The organism is Microbulbifer pacificus (assembly GCF_033723955.1).
Lineage (GTDB): Bacteria > Pseudomonadota > Gammaproteobacteria > Pseudomonadales > Cellvibrionaceae > Microbulbifer > Microbulbifer pacificus.
Map to the genome: position 1 here is coordinate 21,044 of NZ_CP137555.1, position 22,626 is coordinate 43,669.

The 22,626-nt window shown below is 59.8% G+C and carries 16 protein-coding genes; 4 read left to right on the forward strand and 12 right to left on the reverse strand.

The window, feature by feature from the left end:
• Positions 1 to 182: 182 nt before the first annotated feature.
• The 3 genes from xthA to R5R33_RS00105 all read right to left on the reverse strand — a co-directional run bounded on the left by xthA (position 183) and on the right by R5R33_RS00105 (position 4,201).
• A complete protein-coding gene (gene xthA, locus R5R33_RS00095) occupies positions 183 to 998 on the reverse strand; it encodes an exodeoxyribonuclease III (RefSeq protein ID WP_318954048.1) in 816 nt (271 codons plus the stop codon).
• Positions 999 to 1,116: 118 nt separating this feature from the next.
• Entirely contained in the window at positions 1,117 to 3,219 is a 2,103-nt protein-coding gene (locus R5R33_RS00100; protein ID WP_318954049.1) for a carboxy terminal-processing peptidase, read from the reverse strand.
• Positions 3,220 to 3,556: 337 nt separating this feature from the next.
• Entirely contained in the window at positions 3,557 to 4,201 is a 645-nt protein-coding gene (locus tag R5R33_RS00105; protein ID WP_318954050.1) for a TetR family transcriptional regulator, read from the reverse strand.
• Between the two features lie 361 nt (positions 4,202 to 4,562).
• On the opposite strand from R5R33_RS00105, the gene R5R33_RS00110 reads away from it, so the two are divergent.
• Together R5R33_RS00110 and R5R33_RS00115 are read left to right on the forward strand one after the other, a co-directional pair.
• Positions 4,563 to 5,780, forward strand: coding sequence for an efflux RND transporter periplasmic adaptor subunit (locus tag R5R33_RS00110; protein ID WP_318954051.1), 1,218 nt, complete (start codon positions 4,563 to 4,565; stop codon positions 5,778 to 5,780).
• Between the two features lie 5 nt (positions 5,781 to 5,785).
• Positions 5,786 to 8,959, forward strand: coding sequence for an efflux RND transporter permease subunit (locus R5R33_RS00115; RefSeq protein WP_318954052.1), 3,174 nt, complete (start codon positions 5,786 to 5,788; stop codon positions 8,957 to 8,959).
• Between the two features lie 146 nt (positions 8,960 to 9,105).
• Here R5R33_RS00115 and modC read toward each other — a convergent pair whose 3' ends face one another.
• The 7 genes from modC to R5R33_RS00150 form a co-directional block, all read right to left on the reverse strand.
• The gene (gene modC / locus R5R33_RS00120; protein ID WP_318954053.1) at positions 9,106 to 10,275 is read right to left on the reverse strand and encodes a molybdenum ABC transporter ATP-binding protein; all 1,170 of its coding nucleotides are present in this window, start codon (positions 10,273 to 10,275) and stop codon (positions 9,106 to 9,108) included.
• Positions 10,265 to 10,957, reverse strand: a complete 693-nt coding sequence (gene modB / locus R5R33_RS00125) for a molybdate ABC transporter permease subunit (protein ID WP_318954054.1) — start codon at positions 10,955 to 10,957, stop codon at positions 10,265 to 10,267. Before modB ends, modC begins: the two co-directional genes overlap by 11 nt.
• On the reverse strand, positions 10,947 to 11,744 hold the full coding sequence (gene modA / locus R5R33_RS00130) for a molybdate ABC transporter substrate-binding protein (RefSeq protein ID WP_318954055.1): 798 nt from the start codon (positions 11,742 to 11,744) through the stop codon (positions 10,947 to 10,949). Before modA ends, modB begins: the two co-directional genes overlap by 11 nt.
• 112 nt (positions 11,745 to 11,856) lie before the next feature.
• Positions 11,857 to 12,726 carry a mechanosensitive ion channel family protein gene (locus R5R33_RS00135; protein ID WP_318954056.1) on the reverse strand — a complete coding sequence of 290 codons (870 nt, stop codon included), beginning with the start codon at positions 12,724 to 12,726 and terminating at the stop codon, positions 11,857 to 11,859.
• Between the two features lie 133 nt (positions 12,727 to 12,859).
• On the reverse strand, positions 12,860 to 13,675 hold the full coding sequence (locus tag R5R33_RS00140; RefSeq protein WP_318954057.1) for a CLCA_X family protein: 816 nt from the start codon (positions 13,673 to 13,675) through the stop codon (positions 12,860 to 12,862).
• A 10-nt stretch (positions 13,676 to 13,685) separates the two neighbouring features.
• Positions 13,686 to 16,151, reverse strand: a complete 2,466-nt coding sequence (locus R5R33_RS00145) for an ATP-dependent DNA helicase (RefSeq protein ID WP_318954058.1) — start codon at positions 16,149 to 16,151, stop codon at positions 13,686 to 13,688.
• Positions 16,148 to 17,806, reverse strand: coding sequence for a VRR-NUC domain-containing protein (locus tag R5R33_RS00150; RefSeq protein WP_318954059.1), 1,659 nt, complete (start codon positions 17,804 to 17,806; stop codon positions 16,148 to 16,150). Before R5R33_RS00150 ends, R5R33_RS00145 begins: the two co-directional genes overlap by 4 nt.
• 215 nt (positions 17,807 to 18,021) lie before the next feature.
• Here R5R33_RS00150 and R5R33_RS00155 point away from each other — a divergent pair, with 215 nt between their 5' ends.
• Together R5R33_RS00155 and R5R33_RS00160 are read left to right on the forward strand one after the other, a co-directional pair.
• Positions 18,022 to 18,342 carry a YidH family protein gene (locus R5R33_RS00155; RefSeq protein ID WP_318954060.1) on the forward strand — a complete coding sequence of 107 codons (321 nt, stop codon included), beginning with the start codon at positions 18,022 to 18,024 and terminating at the stop codon, positions 18,340 to 18,342.
• Positions 18,343 to 18,389: 47 nt separating this feature from the next.
• Positions 18,390 to 19,019: an NAD(P)H-binding protein gene (locus tag R5R33_RS00160; protein ID WP_318954061.1), complete on the forward strand. Its 630-nt coding sequence runs from the start codon at positions 18,390 to 18,392 to the stop codon at positions 19,017 to 19,019.
• An 18-nt stretch (positions 19,020 to 19,037) separates the two neighbouring features.
• Here the strand turns inward: R5R33_RS00160 and R5R33_RS00165 are convergent, their stop codons facing one another.
• Together R5R33_RS00165 and R5R33_RS00170 are read right to left on the reverse strand one after the other, a co-directional pair.
• The gene (locus R5R33_RS00165) at positions 19,038 to 20,249 is read right to left on the reverse strand and encodes an efflux RND transporter periplasmic adaptor subunit (protein WP_318954062.1); all 1,212 of its coding nucleotides are present in this window, start codon (positions 20,247 to 20,249) and stop codon (positions 19,038 to 19,040) included.
• Position 20,250: 1 nt separating this feature from the next.
• On the reverse strand, positions 20,251 to 22,626 hold the full coding sequence (locus R5R33_RS00170) for an ABC transporter permease (RefSeq protein WP_318954063.1): 2,376 nt from the start codon (positions 22,624 to 22,626) through the stop codon (positions 20,251 to 20,253).

The following is a 22,626-nucleotide window of genomic DNA, read 5'->3' on the forward strand; positions in this document are numbered from 1 at the left end:
TTCGACTTTTCCGTTGAGACGAAATTAGCCGTCGCCGCGATGTGGATCCGTTCGCCAGAGTTTCGCACTGGGTTACCGATAATATCGGCGCGCAGTTCCCGTTTGCTGATCGAAAACGTACCGGCAATAAAGAGAGCGCTATCGCACAAGCTGCGATAGCGCCGATCCTTTCTAAAAAACGATTAGATTTTGAATTCGGCCCAAACCGGCGCGTGATCGGAAGGACGTTCCATACCGCGAATATCGTAGTCGATACCGGTGGCGACACATTTCTCCGCGAGGCACTGACTGGCGAGAATCAGGTCGATGCGCAGCCCGCGGCGCGGCTCCCGTTCAAAACCACGGCTGCGGTAATCAAACCAGCTGAACAGGTCGTTGGTTTCCGGATTCTGTGCGCGGAAGGTGTCCACCAGACCCCAGCCCTGCAGCTTTTCCAGCCACTCCCGCTCTTCCGGCAGAAAACTACACTTGCCATCTTTCAACCAGCGTTTGCGATTGGGTTCACCAATTCCGATATCGAGATCGGTGGGGGAAATGTTCATGTCGCCCACCACCAGTACCGGCGCGTCCTTGTCGCACGCGCTATTCAGGTAGACATCCAGATCTGCGTAGTATTTGCGTTTGGCAGGAAACTTGACCGGATGCTCACGGTTTTCTCCCTGGGGGAAATAGCCGTTGATCACGGTAAGCGGCTTGTCCGCGCCGATATCGAACTGGCCGGCGACCAGGCGGCGCTGCGCATCGTCGGCGTCGGTCGGGAAGCCGTATTGCTTTTTCAGGAATGGGTAGCGTGAGAGCAGAGCGACGCCGTAATGGGTTTTCTGGCCGAAGTAGATGACTTCATAACCCAGGTCGCGCACCACATCCAACGGAAAATCATCGTCGGTGACCTTGGTTTCCTGCAGGCCGATGATATCCGGTGCGTGGCTTTGCACCAGCGCTTCCATCTGGTGCAAGCGCGCGCGGATACTGTTGACGTTAAACGAGATGACTTTCATTTTCCCTCCCCGGAATTCATAAAAAACCAAGGCCCGGGATTCGTCGCGCGAATGCCGGGCCAGGTGTCGTCGGTGGCCGGTTCAACCCGGCCCAAATTTTTTAATTATCGCTCAGTGCTCAATCAAAATTGGCGACCTGAGGCGGGCTGGTGCGTTTGTTGATGCCGATGAAGTCCGCCATGATGAATCCCGCTTCATTCAAGACCGGATCGTCTTCAAGGGTGATTTCCACCGCGCCGCCGACCGGCTCGGTATCTTCCGATTCACTCTTCTCCAGAGCCTCGAAGCTGGCGTAAGGTTCCAGTCCCTTGGCCTGGCGACGCTTATTCTCCATGGTCAGTACTTCCTGATTCATCTGTACGCGCTCTTGCTCGCGTACCGCTTCATTCAGGGACACCATTTTCTGCTTGGCGTGATCGGTCTGGTATTTGAACTGCTCGCGCAGGAAAACGAAGTCCGGATCAGTTTCGGTGCGTTTTTCATGCTTGCGAGAGAGCTCCGGTACCATCTCTTTCAGATTGAAGTACTTCGCATGGCGCACAGCGTGGATGCGATCCCAGGGCAGGGCGGTATCGTAGGCGCTCTCGCCTACGGTTTCGCTGTCGATCAGCTGCGGCATGCTGATGTCCGGTGATACGCCCGCGTGCTGGGTACTGTCGCCGGAAACGCGATAGAACTTGGACTGGGTGATTTTCAGCTGGCCCTCTTTGAGTGGTGCCATGGTCTGCACGGTGCCCTTGCCGAAGGACTGGTTGCCCACCACCAGGCCGCGGTTGTAGTCCTGGATGGCGCCGGCAAAAATTTCCGACGCGGACGCAGACAGGCGGTTGATCAGTACCATAAGCGGTCCGCGGTACATAGCGCGGGAGCGCGAACGGTTGTGGCGAGAGATCTGCTCATTGGCATGGCGGATCTGCACTACCGGACCCTGATCGATGAACAGGTCGGTGAGCATGGTGGCTTCCTGCAGGGAGCCGCCGCCATTATTGCGCAGGTCGAGGATGACACCGTCAACGCCTTCTTTCTGCAGCTCTTCCAGCAGGTTCGCCACATCGCGGGTGGTGCTCTTGTAGTTCGGGTCGCGCCGGCGGTAGGCCTCGAAGTCGATATAGAAGGTAGGCAGGTTGATCACGCCGACTTTGTAGGTCTGGTCGCCTTCGGTGAATTCAAACACGGCTTTCTTCGCCGCCTGATCTTCCAGTTTCACCTTGCTGCGCTGGATGGTGATGGTGCGGTGTGAGCCGTCGCCACCGGTAGGAATGGTTTCCAGGCGAACATAGCTGCCGGCGGTGCCGCGGATCAGGTCCACTACATCGTCCAGGCGCCAGCCGACCACGTCCACCATTTCACCTTCCTTGTCCTGGCCCACGGCGACAATCTTGTCGTTCGGTTTGACCTTGCCGGTGCGGTCGGCCGGGCCGCCAGCGACCAGGCGCGCGACCTTGGTGTATTCATCTTCCATCTGTAGCACGGCGCCGATGCCCTCCAGGGACAGCGACATGCTCATGTTGAAGTTTTCCAGTGAACGCGGAGACAGATAGTTGCTGTGCGGGTCGTACAGACGGGTGAGGGAGTTCATGTAGAGCTCGAACACGTCGTCTGAGTTCTGCTGGCCGAGGCGCTTGAGCTGGCCCTTATAGCGGCGCAGCAGCAAATCGGCGATTTCCTCATCACTTTTACCGGTGAGGCGCAGGCTCAACACGCTGCCTTTCAGGCGCTTGCGCCAGAGGTCGTCAGCCGCGCTGATGGACTGCGGCCACTCGCTGTCTTCGCGATCCAGCTCAAGGGATTCATCGACGTTGAAGTCGTATTTGGGCAGGCCGTTGTCGAGCTGGGAAATAATGTTGTTGAGGCGGTCAGATACCCGCAGGCGATAGCGGTTGTAGATCTCAAAGCCGCGATCCACATTGCCCGCCTTCAGGTCGTCGTCCAGCTTGGTACGCCACTGGCGGAATTCACTGATGTCCGATGACAGGAAGTAGCTTTTGCTCGGGTCGAGGCTGTCGATGTACTCGTCCCACAGCCCGGCAGACATTTCGTCGCCCACCTTGAGCTTGTTGTAATGCAGCATCTCTAGCTTGCTGACGATCTCACGGGCGGTACCGCCCTGGTCCTGGTGGGGCTTGAGATCATCAACTTCTGCCAGGGTGATTGGCGAGAGGAGGACCAGCAGTGAAAAGGAAAGGCCGGAAGCGAGTGCGGCAATTCGATGGCTAAGCATAAGGAGTCTCTTTATACGTCCTACTTCAAGGCGCCCCACTGGCTTTATGGGCCGGAAGCGGGCTTCCGGGCAGTGGCGACTTATAGCTTAGGACAAGTATAAAGGCTGAAAGCTCCGAAAGGCATGTAATGCTTCCATTACAAGGTGAAAGGTGTCCCGGTTGCGGTGATCGGTAAAACGTTTTACCCGCCATTGACCCAAAATTGACGGAAATTTGCTCTGTTTTCCGGCGGGGGCTGCGAGCCATTCCGCTGTTGCCCCTCTTTTTCGCTCGAAATTCGATCAATAGAGGCTCTTCTGCGACAGGGCGCCCGCCTCAGACATTATTCCCCCGAGCTCATCCGGCGTTTTCGGGCTGTTTGCGCAAATGCCGGGAGGTCTGCAACATTTCCAGCATGGCTTCGACGTGGCGCTCGCCGACCTCAGCGATGTTGAATGCCGCGGGGTTCATCAACCACTCCTGGAGCAAGCCGACAATGCCCGCGTGTACCAGCGGTACGGCGATATCGATGTCCAGGTCTGCCGGAAGTTGGCCCACGGACACGGCATTTTCTATCAGATTGCGCAGGCGCATGGTCGCTTCTGAGTGCCCTTGCACACAGCGCTGGTTGATCTCGCCATTTTCTGGGACCCATTCACAGCGGAGCAGGATGATGGCGAAGATCCTGCGCCACTGCTCATTCGACATCACCTCGCGGTAGAGGAACACCCAGCGCTTGCGCAATTCGCCAAGCGGGTCGCACGAATGCTGCGGCGCCTGACAGAGTGATTCATCCGGTAGCTGGATACGGTCGGCCAGCGCACCGAACAGATCTGTCTTGTTCTGGAAGTGCCCGTACACCGCGCCACGGGTAACACCGGCAAGCTCAGCGATTTCGGTCAGGGAAGGGCGGGACACGCCGCGCTGGTCGAACACTTCAATTGCCGCGTCGAGAATCCGTTCGCGGGTTTCCAGTGCATCTTCCTTTGTACGTTTGGCCATCATCGCTACCTGGTTATCGGTGTGGGGCTGCCCGCACACTCGGCTTGGCCAGTGGTGTGGAGGCTCAATTCGGCCCGGAACAGGCCGATCAGAACGGCGTTAATTTTACTTTACATTCATCGGTGAATAAATAGTTGATATTCATTCATGAATGTATTTAAATTCTGGCCGAGTCGACACTTAAGACAGATTTGTCTGGTTGACACCATCTGCTTATCAACTGACCGGGTATTCAGTCAGCCCGTCACAGTCCCTTGAGTGCACCGCTTCCAGATGTCTCTGGGAGTGGTGTTTTTTTCAAGAATTCAATCGCCAGTGGTGCCGCTCCAGGTGCCGGTATGGATGCAATCACGAGGTCGTCATGTTGCAAAAGAAGAAGTCGTTGATCTCCGGCAGCTTGTTGCTTGCCGTAGCGCTGTTGTCAGCCTGCGGAGAAAAACAGCAGGCCATGCAAGGACATACGCCACAGGTCACCGTCGTCACCCTGGCTACTGAACCCGTCACTCTGACTCGCCAATTACCCGGTCGCACCAACCCGTTCAAGGTGGCGGAAGTGCGTCCGCAAGTGGACGGCATCGTCAAGGATCAGCTGTTCAACGAGGGCGGCCTGGTAGAAGCCGGCAGTGCGCTGTACCAACTGGACGATGCGCGCTATCGCGCGGATTACGACAGTGCGCGAGCCTCGCTGGAGCGGGCACAAGCCACCCTCAATGTGGCAAAGCTGCAGGCGGACCGCACGCAGGAGCTGGTAAAGACAGGTGCAGTGAGCAAGCAGGACAACGACAGCGCGGTTGCCTCACTGCAACAGGCGAAGGCGGATGTGGCCGCCGCGAAAGCCGCGGTACAGCGCAGCAAGGTGACACTGGAGTTCGCCCGCATCAGTGCGCCGATCAGTGGGCGCATCGGCATCTCCTCTGTGACCCAGGGCGCGCTGGTGACCAGCAATCAGGCCACGGCACTGGCGACAGTCCAGCAGCTGGACCCGATTTATGTAGACCTGACCCAGTCGGTCAGCGAGTTGCTGAGCCTGCGCCAGTCGCTGGCAGCGGGCACCATGGAGAGCACCGACGATCTGCCGGTGACCATTCTGCTGGAGGACGGCAGTCCCTATCCCCACGCTGGCAAACTCGCATTCTCTGAGGTGAGTGTGGACCCTACCACCGGTAGCGTTCGTCTGCGTGTGGTCGTACCCAATCCGGACCACGTGCTGCTGCCGGGTATGTATGTTCGTGCCTCTGTGGGCAGTGGCCAGCGGGAAAACGCCATTTTGGTGCCACAGCAGGGCATCGCCCGCGATCCCAAGGGCAACACCACGGCGATGGTGGTGGGCGAGGGCAACACCGTAGAAGTGCGCCCGGTACAGGTTTCCCAGACCGTGGGCAGCGCCTGGCTGGTGGAAAGTGGCCTTAAGGCGGGCGACCGCGTGATCGTCGAGGGACTGCAGAAAGTGCGCCCTGGCGTGGAGGTGAACGCAGGGGAAGTGGCCGCGCCGGCGCCGCTCGATCTGCCGGCACCATCTGCTGACAAATCCGCAAGCACCGCATCCGAAAAAGTACAGCGCGACGCCAGCAAGGGGTAACAGCGATGGCAGGTTTTTTTATTGATCGCCCGATCTTTGCGTGGGTGATTGCCATAGTCGTGATGCTGTTTGGTGGCCTCGCGATTACCAAATTGCCGGTAGAGCGCTACCCGGATATCGCGCCCCCGGTGGTGTCCATCAGCGGTGCCTATCCCGGTGCCTCTGCCAAGGTGATTGAAGACACGGTTACCCAGGTGATCGAGCAGAACATGAAAGGGCTCGACGGCCTGCTGTACATGTCTGCCACCAGCCAGTCCATCGGCACCACAGAAGTCACCCTGACATTTGCCAATGGTACCGATCCGGATATCGCCCAGGTACAGGTGCAGAACAAACTGCAGCTGGCCATGCCGTTGTTGCCGGAAGCGGTACAGCGCCAGGGGCTGACCGTGGGCAAAGGTCGCGCTGGCTTCCTGATGGTGGCGGGTTTCGTCTCCACCGATGGCAGCATGAAAAAAGAGGATATCGCGGACTACGTGGTGTCCAACGTGGTCGACCCGCTGAGCCGTGTACCTGGCGTCGGCAGCATTCAGGTGTTCGGCTCCAAGTACGCCATGCGTATCTGGCTGGACCCGAACAAACTCGACGCGTACAAGGTTACCCCCACCGACATCATCTCGGCGGTGAACAGCCAGAACCAGCAGGTGGCCATCGGCAGCCTCGGCGGCACGCCGGCGATCCAGGGGCAGCAGCTCAACGCGAGCATTACTGCGCAGAGTCGTATGCAGACGCCGGAGGAATTCCGCAATGTGATCCTGCGGGCCAATCCCGATGGTTCGGTGCTGAAGCTGGGTGACGTGGCGCGGGTGGAAATGGGGACCGAGAGCTACGACTTCCTCACCCGCTATAACCGCGCGCCGGCAACGGGTATCGCTATTTCCCTCGCCACCGGTGCAAACGCACTGGAAACCGCCGACGCGGTTAAAGCAAAACTCGCGGAAATGGGCCCCAATTTCCCCACCGGCCTCAAAACCGTGATTCCGTTCGACACCACGCCGTTTGTCGAGGTATCGATCAAGGGCGTGCTGCAGACGCTGGTGGAAGCGGTCATCCTGGTTTTCCTGGTGATGCTGCTGTTCCTGCAGAACATTCGCGCTACGGTCATTCCCACCATTGCGGTGCCGGTGGTACTACTCGGTACCTTTGGAGTGCTGTCGCTGCTGGGTTTCTCCGTGAACATGCTGACCATGTTTGCCATGGTGCTCGCCATCGGTCTGCTGGTGGATGACGCCATCGTGGTGGTGGAGAACGTGGAGCGGGTGATGCACGAGGAGAACCTCTCGCCCAAGGAAGCCACCAAAAAATCCATGAAGCAGATTACCGGCGCGCTGGTTGGTATTGGTGTGGTGCTGTCGGCGGTGTTCGTGCCCATGGCATTTATGGATGGCTCCACCGGCGTGATCTACCGCCAGTTCTCCGCGACCATTGTTGCCGCTATGGCGTTTTCGGTTCTGGTTGCCATTGTGCTGACACCGGCGTTGTGCGCCACTATGTTGAAGCCGGCTTCCCACGGTGGCCAGAAAGGCTTCTTCGGCTGGTTCAACCGTAATTTCGATCGCAGTGCGGCAACCTATCAGCGCGGCGTGCGCGGCATTCTCGCGCGCAGCGGTCGCTTCATGCTGCTGTTTGTGCTGCTGACCGCGGTGATGGTGTTCCTGTTCGTGCGTTCGCCGAGTTCCTTCCTGCCGGAAGAGGATCAGGGTGTGCTCTTCTCTCTGGTGCAGACGCCGGTAGGGGCTACCCAGGAGCGCACCATGGAATCGGTGCAGAAACTGGAAGATCACTTCCTCAACAATGAAAACGAACTGGTAGAGTCGGTATTCTCGGTGCAGGGCTTCAGCTTTGCCGGTAGCGGCCAGAACAACGCCATGGCGTTTATCAAACTGAAGGACTGGGACGAACGTGAAGAGGAATCCGAACAGGCCAAGGCCGTTGCCATGCGTGGCATGGGCGCCCTGAGCCAGATCAAGGATGCCATCGCCTACGCGTTTTCGCCGCCGGCACTGCCGGAACTGGGTACCTCTGCCGGTTTCTCCATGTACCTGAAAGACAATGCCAACCGCGGGCACGAGGCACTGATCAATGCGCGCAACCAGCTGCTGGGCATGGCAGCCCAGAGCCCGCTGCTGACCGGTGTGCGCCCGAATGGCCAGGAAGATACGCCACAGTTCAAGCTGAAGGTGAACAATGCCAAGGCGGCGGCACTGGGCGTGTCCATCGGCAGCATCAACAGCACCCTCGGCGTTGCCTGGGGCGGCCAGTACATTGATGACTTTATCGACCGCGGCCGCATCAAGCGCGTGTACATGCAGGCGGATGCGCCGTTCCGTATGAACCCGGAAGATTTCCGCCTGTGGTCCGTGCGCAACAGCAATGGTGAAATGGTGCCGGTGTCTTCCTTTGCCTCCTTTGACTGGGAGTACGGCTCGCCGCGTCTCGAGCGCTACAACGGTGTGCCCGCAGTGCAGATCCAGGGGCAGGGCGCTCCGGGTGTCAGCTCCGGTGAATCCATGGCGGAAATGGAACGTCTGGTTAGCCAGCTGCCGGAAGGTTTCGGCCTGGAGTGGACCGCGCTGTCATACCAGGAGCAGCAGGCAGGTTCCCAGACCACGCTGCTGTATGCACTGTCGATTCTGATCGTGTTCCTGTGCCTGGCGGCACTGTACGAGAGCTGGACCGTACCCACCGCGGTACTGCTGGTAGCCCCGCTGGGTATTCTCGGCGCGGTACTGGCCAGTAACCTGCGCGGTTTTGATCGTGACATCTACTTCCAGGTCGCCATGCTCACCACCGTGGGTCTGACCAGCAAGAACGCGATCCTGATCGTGGAGTTTGCCAAGCAGAACCTGGAAGCGGGCATGGAGCTGATTCAGGCCACCATGCATGCGGTACGCGACCGCCTGCGTCCGATCATCATGACCTCGCTGGCCTTCGGTCTCGGGGTCCTGCCGCTGGCGATTGCCTCTGGTGCCGGTTCCGGCGCGCAGCAGGCCATCGGTACCGGTGTTCTGGGCGGCATGATTGTGGGCACACTGCTGGGTATCTTCTTCATCCCGCTGTTCTTTGTGGTGGTGCAGAAAATGTTCGGTGGCAAAAAGGCCGCGGCGAATGCAGAACATTTCGCCGACAAGCGTGCCTTGGAAAGCAATTCATCCGAGCGGCGCACCGAACCCGCGTAACGGGAATCCGCCGCAACGGAATTGAACAGACTGTAAACCTTGGCCGGGTAATGCATGTGCAGCCCGGCCTTTTTTGTGTGTGGGATTTGCTGGTTCGCCTGCTGTCGGACGGATTTCGCGCGTGCCAAAAACTTTAGTGAAGTTGGCTATCGAACGATCGCCACGGATTTGATCTGCGCCCAGAGTTCACTCCCCGTAGTTATCGCCAGTTCCTGCAGTGATCGGCGGGTGATGCGTGCAATCAGGTGCGACTCGCCGTGCGCCATTGTTTGATCACCCGATGGTTGCAGGCGCAGTAACACCATCGCCGGATCGCGATCTGCACTGATTTCCTGCACCCTTACCGGCAGGCGGTTCAGGATGCTGGTTCGGGTGTCCTCATTGAGGGTGAGGCTGATGTCGCGGGCCAGGATACGCACGCGGATGGACTCTCCGGCTGCCTCACCGCTGTCGCGCAGCCACAAGTGCCCGCCGTCAAACTCCGCACGCGCCAGATGCCATTCACTGTTGCGCTCGGCAATCCGCGCCTGAATCAAAACCCCCAGATCGTCACCCAGTTGTACCGGAAAATCCGTGCGGGAAAGGATACTTGCCGCCGGTCCCTCGCGCTGGATTTTGCCGCTGTCCATCAGCAACAGATGGTCCGCGAGGCGGGCAATTTCCTCCACCGAGTGAGTGACGTAGATAATCGGGATATCCAGCGCGCGGTGGAGCTTTTCCAGATAGGGCAGGATTTCCCGCTTGCGCATCTGGTCCAAAGAGGCGAGTGGCTCATCCATCAGCAGCAGGCGGGGTTTGACCAGCAGGGCGCGGGCGATGGCCACGCGCTGCTGTTCCCCACCGGAGAGGTTCGCCGGGAATTGGCCCAGCAGATGCTCAATCCCCATCAGGTCGATGACCCGTTCGTATTCCGCCGGCGCGACCTCTTGCCAGGCACGCTTGCGTGCAAACGCCAGATTTTGCTCCGCACTCAGGTGCGGAAACAGACTCGGTTGCTGGAATACAAATCCGAGCGGGCGCCGGTGTACCGCCAGTGTTTTGCGCGGGTTGTGCGCGAGCTGCCACGGCTCACCGTTGACAGAGAGGCTGCCGTTGTCACAGGGCTGCAGACCCGCCATGCAGCGGAGCAGGGTGGTTTTGCCGGAACCGGACGGGCCGAAAATACCGGTTACCCCGCGTCCCGGCAGGTCGAGTTTCACATTCAGGGCAAATTGACGGTCGCCGGTGCTGCTCTGCAGGGGCAGGTGAAAATGCCCGACGATGCCATGCATGGGAACGTGAGATTGAGAGCCGGGAAATTCTCGATCAGTTGCCATAGCGCATCCCCACCGCCGATTTGCGCTGCTGCAGAAGGTACAGCAGAAGCAGCACTAGAAAGGAAAATCCGATCATTACTGCCGATAGCCAGTGGGCCTGGGTGTATTCAAGGGCCTCCACGTGGTCGTAAATCTGTACCGAAACCACGCGGGTCTCACCGGGAATATTGCCACCGATCATCAGCACCACACCGAATTCACCCACGGTGTGCGCAAATCCCAGCACGGTTGCGGTGAGGATGCCGGGCTTGGCGAGTGGTAGCGTCACATGCCAGAAGCGGTCCCAGGGGCCGGAATGCAGGGTTGCCGCCACCTCGGACGGGCGCGCGCCCTGTGCCTCGATGGCATTCTGGATCGGCTGCACCACGAACGGCAGCGAATAGAGTAGCGAGGCCACCACCAAACCCCAGAAGGTAAAGGGCAGGGTCCCCAGTCCGAGCAACTCGGTGAATTTGCCCATGGGACCTGACGGGCCCATGAAAATCAGCAGGTAAAAACCGAGTACCGTGGGAGGCAGAACTAGCGGCATTGCCACCAGTGCGCTGACGGGACCCTTCATCGCCGAGCGGGTCTTTGCCAGCCACAGCGCCAGCGGTGTACCCAGCAATAACAGCAAAACCGTTACGGTAGTGGCCAGACGCAATGTCAGCCAGATGGCGGCCCAATCGGCGTCACTTAGCATTGTCGCCCCCGAGCGTAGAAGGGGTACCGTAGCCGTAGCTGCGAATGAGTGCGCTCACCTCGGCGCTATGCATATACGCCCAGAGTTGCTCCAGTGCGGGTACATGTTCCCCGCGCTTGAGCACCACCGCGTCCTGGCGGATCGGGCTGTAGAGCTGCACCGGTACAATCCACGCGGATCCTTCTTCAACCTTTCCATCTTTCAGAATCTGTGACAGTGCCACCAACCCCAGGTCGGCGTTTCCGGTCGCCACAAATTGATAGGTCTGGGAAATATTCTCACCCTGTACCCGGCGTGCGCGGGTTTGCTCTTCCAGCTGTAACTGCTGCAGCAGTTCCACTGCCGCCGCGCCATATGGCGCGAGTTTCGGATTGGCGATCGCGAGTTTGTTGTAGTCCCCGTGTTTCAGTACTTCGCCTGCCGCGTCTACAAATCCCGGTTTACTGGACCAGAGCGCCAGCCTGCCTTCGGCGTAGGTGAAGCGGCTGCCAGCGTCTGCCAGCCCAAGCTTCACCAGTTGTGCGGGCTTCGCCTGGTCTGCGGAAAAGAATGCGTGATAGGGGGCGCCATGGCTGATCTGGGCGAAAAACTTTCCCGACGAGCCAAACGCCAGCTTTACCCTGTGGCCACTGCGCTGTTCGAATCGCCTGGCAATTTCCTGCATGGGGGCGGTGAAGTTCGAGGCCACCGCGAGGGTCAGCTCGTCTGCCTGAGAAGGAATTGAGAAAAAAAGCGGGAAAAGCAGCAATACGCGCCCAAGTACCGCCCTGACATCCGAACCTTGCACCAACGCCTCCCGGGAAGTCGCTTTTTTTATCGCCGTATAGTTGGGCATATAGCGCTTCAGGGCAAGTTCAAATTCCCGTACCCGGAGGCAAAGAAGCGAAGGGGGCAGGGAACTAGTTGAGCTGTGGCACTGCTGGGTGGCCGGGGTCGGCTTTGCTACCGGCGTTGCCGTACCAGAAATGGTAGAAGTCCTCGGTCACCTTCTGTTCGATCTCTGTGGCGGATTCACGGGGGCAGAACAAGGTGATGGTCAGTACATCATGGCCAAGTTCGCTGGTGCTGAACTGGATTTTTGGCTCGACGCTGGCGAGCTCCACGCCCATGCGGTTTTCGATCAACTTGCAGTAGCGTTCGGCAACATCCTTAAAGGACTCGCAGTACTGCAATACACAATCGGTGATGAACTTTTTGATGGCAAACGGATTCTGCCCCTTGTTCTCGCGCACGATGACAAAGGTGTGCTCGATATAGCGGCGCATGAAGTTGAGGTTTTTCACCGGCTGGGAAAAGAACACACTGTTTGGAACATACAGCGTGGTGCCGGTGTAGCCGTTGCCAAGGCCGTGTGGGTCGATTTCCAGCAGGGTGGTGCTCAACCAGTTGTTGTCGATTACTTCACCAAACTGATCGCCAATTTTCACCCAGTCGCCAATGGTGAAGGAGCGCATGCTGGCCTGGTAAATGCCGCCAACCAGGCACTGCACCGCATCGCGCAGGGCCACCACGATGGCAACGGAGAAGGCGGCAATGGATAGCGCAAAATTCCGCAGCTCTGGCAGCCAGATGCCAAACAGGGCGAAGACAATGGCGAGATTACCGATGTTGTGCACCGTGTGAATGCGGCGACGGATGTCCTGTCGTGGCCAGCTCGATTTCCGAAACAGCGTGGTCAGGATATAACGCACGACCAATATGGCAGCGACCGTCAATAGGCTGATAACGAACTTGTTATGAATGAGCTTGGCGAGTAAATCGGCGGGCATGGACAATCCAACGTTGAAGACCGGTGATGCGGTTATTCCGGCGTGGCAAGGATAGTCGGATTGATTCGGTAAATGAACCCGCATATAGCGATTCACAGGCGCATTTCACATTTTCTGACAACAGGTATGCCAATTAGTCTGCAGTGGCTTTGGATGATTTTGTCGCCGCCCGTTCGCTTTGCGCACGCAGCGCGTAGCCGAGCAGAGAAAAATATTCACTGAATGCGGCATTGATGCGCTGTCGATGGGCTCCAGTCGGATAGAGCCCCATGCGCGCTTCCTCGGTGGCTTTGGTGCCAGAAACCAGAAAATTGTTGCTGATACTGGCGTCCTGCACGAAGGCTTCGAACGCCCTGGCGCAGATTTCCGCCGGGTCGCTGAAATAGATAGCGCCGTTGGCCTTATCCGCGGCGACCGAGACGCGGAAGAGCTCGCTGGGATTTTCGCCAGTTTCATCCAGCATGATCGCCCTGAAGCAGGCGAACAGGCGATCATTGAGCGGGTGTGGTATCGGTGTCGCGTCGCGCAGCCAGGCTTCCGAAGCGTAAGCGCGGTCGCCGACGTCACTGAATACCTTGTCGGCGAGGTAGTGATCCAGCGCGTGAAACCACTCGTGGGCGATGGACCCTGGGCCCGCATTTTTCGCCAGGGAAAAAGTACGGGTGGCGGGTTCGTAAAACGCCATGGTGCCAGGGCGCCCGCCGATGCCGTACTGGAATGCCAGCGTCTCGCGCAGGGAAATAAGAATTTCCGGCCCGCGCAGGATCGACATCAGATCCGCGAGGGCGTCGTAGAACAGGCCGGCGGCCCTGTCGCGTTCCGCTTCGGTCACCCAGCGGCCGATACTGATGGCGCGGAAACCGAATTTTCGCCGCACATCCACAAAGCTCACGCTGGCGCTGTCGCGCTGTATCGGGCCGCGGCGGTAGAACTGTCGTTTTGAAACCATGATTCTCTGACTACTTCTGTGTGTCCCAGAAATTACCGAGCGCAGTCGACAGTACCTCGCCGTTGGCGCAGTGCTGTAGTTGCCAGTGCTGCGGGAACAGCGGCCGATAAAAAGGGTCGGCGAAGCGCGCGTCCGCGAGGATGACCACGCCGCGGTCTGTCTCGGTGCGGATCACACGGCCCGCGGCCTGCAGCACCCGGGTGAGTCCGGGATAGCGATAGGCGATATCGAAACCATTGGAGAAAACCTTGTCGCCACCAGTTGCTGCGGCCTGTCGCAACAACTCCTGCTCCTCGCTGACTTGCGGCAGTCCGACACCGGCGAGTATGCATCCCACCAGTTGTTCTCCCACATAGTCGATGCCCTCGCCGAATATGCCGCCCATGATGGCAAAGCCAAGACTGCGCCGATTGTCGCTGAAACGGTCGAGAAACGCTGCGCGTTCCTGTTCACTGGCGCCCGCGGTTTGCTGGATCAGGTCGATTGCAGGATGTTGCGCGGCAAAGCGCTCGGCGACTTGCTGCAAAAACCGGTAGGAGGGGAAAAACACCAGATAGTTGCCGGGGCGGCTGTGGTACACCCGCGCGATCAACTCCACCAGCGCATCCGCGGCACTCTCCCGCGCCCGGTAGCGTGTGTCCAGGTAAGGGCACAGAAATACACCGAGCTGATTGGACGCGAAGGGCGAGGGCAGTGACAGGTAGGGGGCTTCCGCTGCCACGCCCAGTTGCCGCTGTATGTAGGGGGCCGGGCGCAATGTGGCGGAAAACAGGATCACCCCGTGGAACTGCCGGAAGCACTGTTGCAGAAAGTCTGCAGCGCTGATGCACATCAGCTTGAGTTGTTGCTCCTGCCAGGGCGCGTCCCGATTCTCCCGCCGGGTGAGGCAGCGGTGCTGATCGTTCAATAGGCCGACGATGGTCAGGAACCGGTACAGGCCATTCAGCCACTCGCCAATTTCCTCGGGCGGTGATTGCGACTGTTCCCACATCTGGCTTACCACGGCCATGATTTTGTGTGCGGCGGTAATGACCGCATCCGGGCCATGGTTAGCATCGCTGGTTGTCTTTGTATCCATGGGTGTCAGCCAGGCTTCGGCGGCTGCGTCCGCCGGTCCCGGGTGGAAGCGTTCATCCCGGGGTCTTTCGTCAACCCACTGATCCAGTGCCCGCACCAGTGCATTGATCGCGCGTTTTAACGCCGGGTAGCCCCGGCAGTCTTTGGCGGCCTGTCGGCTACCGCGGCGGGACAGCTGTGCGCTGTACATGCCGCGCGCGCGATCGCCCAGGTTGTGTGCCTCGTCCACCAGCAGCGCACGCCGTTGCTGGTCACTTTGCAGGCTGTTCAGGCGCACCAGAGGATCGAATACATAGTTGAAGTCGCACACCACCAGATCGACCCACGGCAGCATCTGTAGCGATAGCTCAAACGGACACAACTGCAGTGCATCTGCCACCGCGGCGACTTTTTCCGGTGTCAGTAGTGGCTGTCCGAGCAGCTGCTGGCGGGCTTCGGGTAAACGGTCGAAAAAACCCCGCGTGCGCGGGCAGATGCCATCGGCATCGGGGCTGCACAGGCCGAGTCGGCAGGCACAGGTTTTGTCCTTGGCCTGGATCTCCAGCAGGCTCAGCTTGAGGCCCTGCTCGTGTAACCGCGTGGCGGTTTCCCGCACCACCTGGCGACCGGAGTTTTTCGCGGTCAGGTATACCAGCTGGTCCAGGTGGTTTTCCCCCAGTGCCTTGATCGCCGGGAACAGGGTGCTGACGGTCTTGCCTATGCCGGTAGGCGCCTCCGCCACCAGTTCACCGCCGTCGCGCAGGCAGCGGTACGCGGAAATCGCCAGCTCGCGCTGGCCCGGCCGGAAGTTGGGGAAGGGGAATTCAAGGGCGTGTGCGCTTGTGCGTACGCTGTTGCGCTGCTGTTGCCACGCCCGGTGCCATTCGAGGTAACTGCGCAGCGCCTTGTGGGCAAAGTCTTCCAGCTCCGGCCAGGCAAATTCACGCAATTCAGGGTGGGATTTTTTCTGCTTGAGGTTGTACCACTGCATCTGCAGGCGCAGGCAATCCGCCCGATCCGGTGCCGCTCCGGTGCCCTCCTGGCGCTGCAGCAGATAGCAGAAACCGTAGATCTTCAGTTGCGCCCAGTGCAGCTCGCGCACGGAATCCGCTAGCTGCTCGGGATGGCAGTAGGTGGTCTTGATTTCGTCCAGCTGTGCGGGGCGATGCAGATCCGACTGCGGGTGCACGATGTCCACACGGCCGCTAAGCACAATCGTTTCGCCAAGAAACGGGTACTCCACTTCCAGCCGGTATTCCGCCTCGCTGCCGGGCGGGCGTTTTTTCTGCAGCTTCTGGTGGGCGCGAATGCCCTCAAGCGCAGTGGGACCACTGGGGGTATCGGCGATCAGGTCTCCTGTCCGGCATGAAAAGGCGACCAGTTCACCCACCGACAATCGCAAGATTTGCCGTTCGCTCACGTTGCCTGCCATTCCACATGCAGCACCCGGTGGGGAATCTCGTGCCGGGCAAAAAAGGCCAGCCAGCGCTGCTGGTTCTGCTGCAGCCGGTCTCCGGGGCCTTTCACTTCCACCAGCTCATAGCCGCCGGCATCGGGGAAGCGGATCAGGTCCGGCAGGCCGCTGCGGTGGTTGGCGATATCCGCCAGCAAACGCCGGAACAGCGCCTGCCAGTGTGCGGCGGGTATGCGCTCCAGGGCGAGCCTCAGCAATGGCGCCGAGAGCGCGTCCCAGGCAACCAGCGGGTTGGCAATGCCGTATTTCTGGTCAAAGTTCTGCCATACGCGAACGGCGAGATTTTCGCAGTCGAGTTCCGCGAGACGCTGTTCGAACGCTTGGCGGCGTGACGGGTAAAAGTCCGGTGTGCGGAAATCACTGGGCGCGGCCTGGAAAGGATTGAAGAAGGCGCCGGGCAGTGGCGCGAACACGATATCCCACACATAGAGCCCCAGTATCCCGTTGAACAGGGTGTTTTCCACGTAGTGACAGGGCCCGCCGGCATCCACTTCCAGCCAGGCCGCGGCAATCAGCTCCACGCACACTGCGGCCGACGGTAGCGCCACGGTTTCGGTTGGGGCCTGGTAGCACGAGGGCGCCGCCCAGCCGTGCGGGCGTTGTTCACGCTTGGCGGTGCGGTAGCCAAAGCTCTCGGCAAACACTTCTTCGGCTTCACTCAGCGGTGCTGCGAGAATTTCCCGGCACAGTGACAGGCTGCCATCGATATCGCCACGTGCTACCGCAATGCGCGCACGGCGCTCCCGCGCGGGTGGGCGAGCGCACAGCCGATACAGTTGGTCTGCGGCGTCCAGTACTTCCAGTCGTTCCAGCTGCCGGGCCATGGTCAGTCGCACCCGGTCGAGGCGGCGCTGCAGGGTCGCGTCTGCTGCGTCCGCGGGCGGTAATTGCTGTGCCAGTGTCAGAATCGCCTCGGCGCCGGAATCCAGGATGTCGTCCAGTACTGACAGACAGTCGTAGTACCTCAGGTGTTGTTCGATCTGCGCGCGGTTCTGGAACGGGAGATGGTGGCAATCGAGCGCGTATTGTTCGTATTGGAAAAGTCCCAGGTCACGCAGCACCCAGTCGGTGAGATCCTGGTTCAGGTTGCCGAAAAAGCACAGTTTGAAGGTCTCGAAGTGCTCTGCCGCCTGCACGGCGAGCAGCGGGTCTTCGGCGCTGAGCACGGAGGTATCGATACCCTGTTGTAACAGTGCTTGTGCCAGTTCCGGGCGCTTCAGGGAGCGGGGCAGGGGGGCGCTACTCAGTGGCACCAGCTCCGCCTTGCTGTATAGCGGCAGCACTTCTGCCGCTTCCAGTGGCGGGTTGCGCTGCAGTAATCCGGTTTCCACCAGCCGATCAGCGGCAGTGGCCAGGTCGCCAATCTCGGCATAGGCAAGTTTACGCTGGCGAAAAAGTGAACCGGCACTGGAGGGCACCCCTTTGCGGGGCAGTAGCCTGACATACAGCCGCTGGCTGTCCACATCCAGGGTGCGGAAATCGGCGTAAAACCGGCGCTCACCCGCCGACAGCAGGCCCTCGTAACGGGACATCACGAAGTCAACGAGGGCGAGGAAGTTCGTCAGGTAATAGTCTGGTGCCAGTTCAACGGGGGCGGGCATGGCTTACGGCGCGTCGTTCGATGTTGTGTAGATAAGGCTGGATGGTTATACAGCACATCGGCGAGCGGAACAAACAGGAACGCGACCCACGATTCGCGTCCTCGTGAGGAATGACGGATCGGAATGCCGCGAGCGCCCCGGTCTAGACTTCGACGGCAGGGACCAGCCCGGCAATCTGGCAAAAGCATCGCGAAGGCGTTTGAGGGGAGTCACCTATGATTCGCAATTTCAGGGAACATGCCGCCAACGAGCGCACCTTTCTCGCCTGGGTGCGGACGGCCATCGCCGTGGTGGGTTTCGGAGTTGCGATCGGGCGCCTGGGCAATCATGCTCCCTCCCCATGGACGGAAGTCGCGCTGTTCGTGACCGGTGGGCTGGTCGTGTTACTTTCCTACCTGCGAATGCGTGCCAAGCAGCGGCAGATTGACAGACCCACGGAATATGCCGACGAGGAGCGGTCTTTCGACCTGTTGCTACTCGCCCTGGTCTGCAGCATGTTTGCGCTGATGGCGTTTTTCACCCTGCATCTGGTCTAGCGGAACGCCCATAACAACAATTTTGAATCTTTGGCTGAAGTAGAAGCATGAAATTGATGATTGTCGGTGCCACCGGGTTGGTGGGCCGCCATGTACTGGAGCTCGCGCTTGCGGACAGGGCGGTGGGGCAGGTGATTGCACCGGCACGCCGGCCACTAGCGACACACCCCAAGTTGATTTCGCCTCAGGTGGATTTCGATCGGTTGCCGGCGGAAGCCGACTGGTGGCGGGTGGATGCGGTGATCTGTGCACTGGGAACCACCATGCGCACTGCGGGTTCACGGGAGGCGTTTTTCCGGGTGGATCACGATTACCCGCTGGCGATCGCCGAGCTGGCCCACCGGCACGGCACTAAGACTTACGTGCTGAATTCGGCGCTCGGCGCCGATGCGGATTCGCGCTTTTTCTATAACCGCACCAAGGGTCAGCTGGAAAGAGCGCTGCAAACGATGGGATTTGAATCCTTGACGTTTGTGCGTCCGGGACTCATCGGCGGGCACAGGGACGAGTTTCGTCCTGGCGAGCGTCTTGCGACCGTACTTCTCAAGATTGGCGGGCCGTTATTACCACGGCGCTGGCAGATAAACCCGGCAGAGAACATCGCGCGGGCAATGCTATGCGCGGCACTCGGTCACAAATCGGGAGTGCACACAGTGGAATCGGCGGAGCTGGCATAAGCGATTTATCTGACGCATCTAGAGCGTGCGTTCTGTCAGTTTCACGCCATCGGTAATCCGCTCACTCGGGTGCAGCACAATGGTTTCCCCCGGGCTGATGCCGGATAAAATTTCCGCAACACGCCCGTTGTTGTGGCCGACTTCAACCTCTGTGCGCACTGCGCGATCGCCAACCACTTTGAACACCGCCCACGCTTTCTGGTGACGGAACAGGGCGCCGGTCGGCACCTGTATCACATCGTCGCCGCGCCAGATTTCGATGGCGGCATCGACGCGATAACCGTGGCCGAGCCGAGACCATTCTTCCCGGGGATCGGTAAAGTCGACGATTACATTCACCCGCTGTTCCTCGATCCCCAGTGCGGAAATCTTGGTAAAACCGTAGGGCTCCACCAAGCGCACGCGTCCGTGCAGGGTTTTGTCGCCACCCCAGGCGGTGAGGGCGACCGGCGCCCCTTGCTGCACGCGTACGGCGTCGCGGGACAGCAGATCAATGACGATTTCCAGTTGCCCCGGGTTGCCGATTTCCAGCAGTGGTGTGCCGACGGCTACTACCCGCTCGCTTTCCTGCAGTAGCTGCAGAACCCGGCCGCCCACGGGTGCGGTGACCTTCACCAGGTTGCCGTGGTCCAGCTTGGGGGCGCCGCGCTGGGGGGCTATCAGGGCCGCACGGGCGTTGTCCAGTTCTCCTGCGCTGACACGTTCCGCGGCACGCGCGGTATCCAATGCGGCCTTGGCGCTATCGAGGGTGAGTTCGGTGCGCTCCAGTTCCACTTTGGAGATATAGCCTTTTCCCGCGAGTTTCCGCGCGCGTTTGGCATCGGCCTCGGCAAATGCCAGTTTGGCTTCGGCATCGCGCCGTTCTGCTTCGGAAAGTTTCAAAGCGGCCTGGGCGCTGCTGATGGCGGCTTCTGCCTGATTGCGACTGCGCTCGTCGAGAAACTGCGGATGGGTGGGAAGCAATTCGGCGAGCGTGGTAGTGCCTGCCTCGACGGTATCGCCCACGTCACTCTGGATACGCAGCAGATACCCGGTGACCGGTGCCGAAACCACAAACACATCGTGCACGCGGGTGTAGCCTTCATCACTGACCGCCAGCTGCATGGGGCCGCGGCTCACCTGGGCCAAGTCCACCGGCACCGGTTTCGGCATAAACGCATACACGAGAAATGCCAGTAGACCAGCGAGTAATAATATTCCGACGATGCGCTTAAACAGTTTCCGCCCCATATCACTCCCGCGTCTTGAGTACGGCGATCAGGTCCAGCTGCTGGATGCGCCGGTGCACCAACAGGCCGGAGGCAGCGGCCGAGAGCAGTACCACCAACGCGGCGTAGCCGTAGGTGGAGGAGCTGATGATCAGTGGAATGCGGAACAACTCGGTATTGAACGACTGCACCAGTGTCCACGCCAGCAGGAAGCCAAGGAAAGCACCGAGCGGCAGGGCCAGCAGTGTGAGTAATGCGAGCTCACCCAGCAGAATGTAGGACACCTCGCCGCGGGTAAGACCGAGCACGCGCAGGCTGGCCAGTTCACGCCCTCGCTCCGACAGCGAAATGCGCGCGCTGTTGTACACCACCCCCAGCGCAATCAGTCCGGCAAACAGGGTATTGAAAAACACAAAGGTACCGAGGCTTTCCTGCAGGGTTTCATAAAAGGCATCCTGGGCTTGTTCCTGCAAACTGACACCGGCGACGACGGGCGTATTTTTCAGAGACTGATAAAACGCGTCGGTAAGGTCCGGGTCTACCAGTAAATAGGTGCCGGAAATCGCGATATCGTCTTTCAACATCCGGTTCATCACTTCCAGATCCATGTAGGCCGCGGTGCCCATATAGGTTTTTACTATGCCGCTGACTTCCATATCCAGTTCCGGGCGCCGCCCGGTGCGCACCTCGAGGCGCAGGAATTCACCACTGCGTATATCCAGTAATTCCGCCAGCTTGTCGGACAGCACGATACCGTAGCCCGGCAGTGGTACCGGGCGCAGTTCGGTATCCACCACGCGGCTCAGTTCTGCGTTGGGTTGCAGGCCGATGATGGCTTCGCGGCGGCTGTGAGTGCCATTGCGCAGCACCACCGGAATCGCGCGGAAGGGCTCCGCATGCATGGCTCCCGGCGCGTGCAGTACATCCTGAACCGCGCGCACATTGCGCGGCTCGACAAAATTGACGGTCACATCCTGGCGGTCGATCACATTGAAACTGATATCCACCATATACATCATCGCGTCCAGGGAAAAACTCGAGCCGATCAGCAAGCCCATGGACATGGCGATGCCAATGGTGGTCATCGCCGCGCGCCGCGGCCAGCGATATAGGTGCCGCAGAATCATCCGCGAGGGCTGGTCAATCCAGCGCGCCAGTCGCTCCAGCCAGTACGCGGAGCGGCTGTAATCCGGCGGGGGTGGCGGCACCATCGCCACGGCGGGATCGAGGCGTACGACCCTGAGTACCGCCCCGAACGTTCCCACAGCCGCCACCAGCAGGCTGAAGCCTATGCCCACAAGATAGACCTCCGGCGGTGCGCGAAATAGCAGAAACGGGAATTTGAAATAGTCCATGTACATATGCGCGAGCCCGTGGCCGAGCCACATTCCGAGCGCAATGCCGATCGCTATGCCGAGCAGCGTCACCAGGCCGATCATTTTCAGATAGTGCCGGGCTACGGCGCCGTTGCTGTAGCCGAACGCTTTCAGCAGCCCGATCTGTTCACGTTCGGTATCCACCAGTCGGCCGATCACCACATTGAGCAGAAACGCCGCCACCAGCAGGAAAATGGGTGGCAGTAGGCGGCCCATGGTTTCCAGCTGCTGGATTTCATTGGTGAGGAACTGGTCGGAGATCTGCTGATCGCGGCCGTAGGCACCGGTGGCGCCATAGCGCTTCAGCAACAGGTCCAGTTGTTCCAGCAGCGCATCGGTATTTTCACCGGGGGACGCCAGCAGCACCGCCTCGTTGAAGGCGCCATCCAGGTCGAAGGCATTCGCCAGTGCTTCCAGGTTCATCCACAGAACACCGAAGCGCTTTTTGTCCGGAACGATTTCACCCGGTGAAATGGCGTACACATATTCCGGCGAAAGCACCAGGCCCGTGATGATGAGTTTTTTCTTGGTGCCATTCAGGATCGCATACAGGTGATCCCCCGGCTCGAGCTGGTGGGCCTCGGCAAAGGCCTCCAGCGCGAGCACTTCCTCCTCGCGCTCCGGGTCCGGGTAGCGCCCGTGGCGCAATACGAAGTCATTGATGTGCGGACCGGGAATCGCCGGCAGTGACTGGATCTCGCCGGTGATGGGCGCGGCGGCGCCCTCGACGTCGAGAATCACTCCGGCACGGATGCGGGTTTCCGCACGGCGCACCCCGGGCAGCTCGGCGATCTGTTCCAGCAGTGCTTCGGGCGCGCGCTTTACCGGTGCCCAGATATCCGCAAAACGGTAGCGCTCGTAATAGGCGGCGCGGGTCTCCGCGAGGGACGCCAGCATGCCCTTGGACATCAGGTACATGCCCACGCCGCAGCCAATCACCACCGCAATGGCCAGGGCCTGGCCCTTGATGGTCCAGAGATCCCGCAGCAGTTTGCGGTCGAGTGGCGCGAGGAATTCGATCAC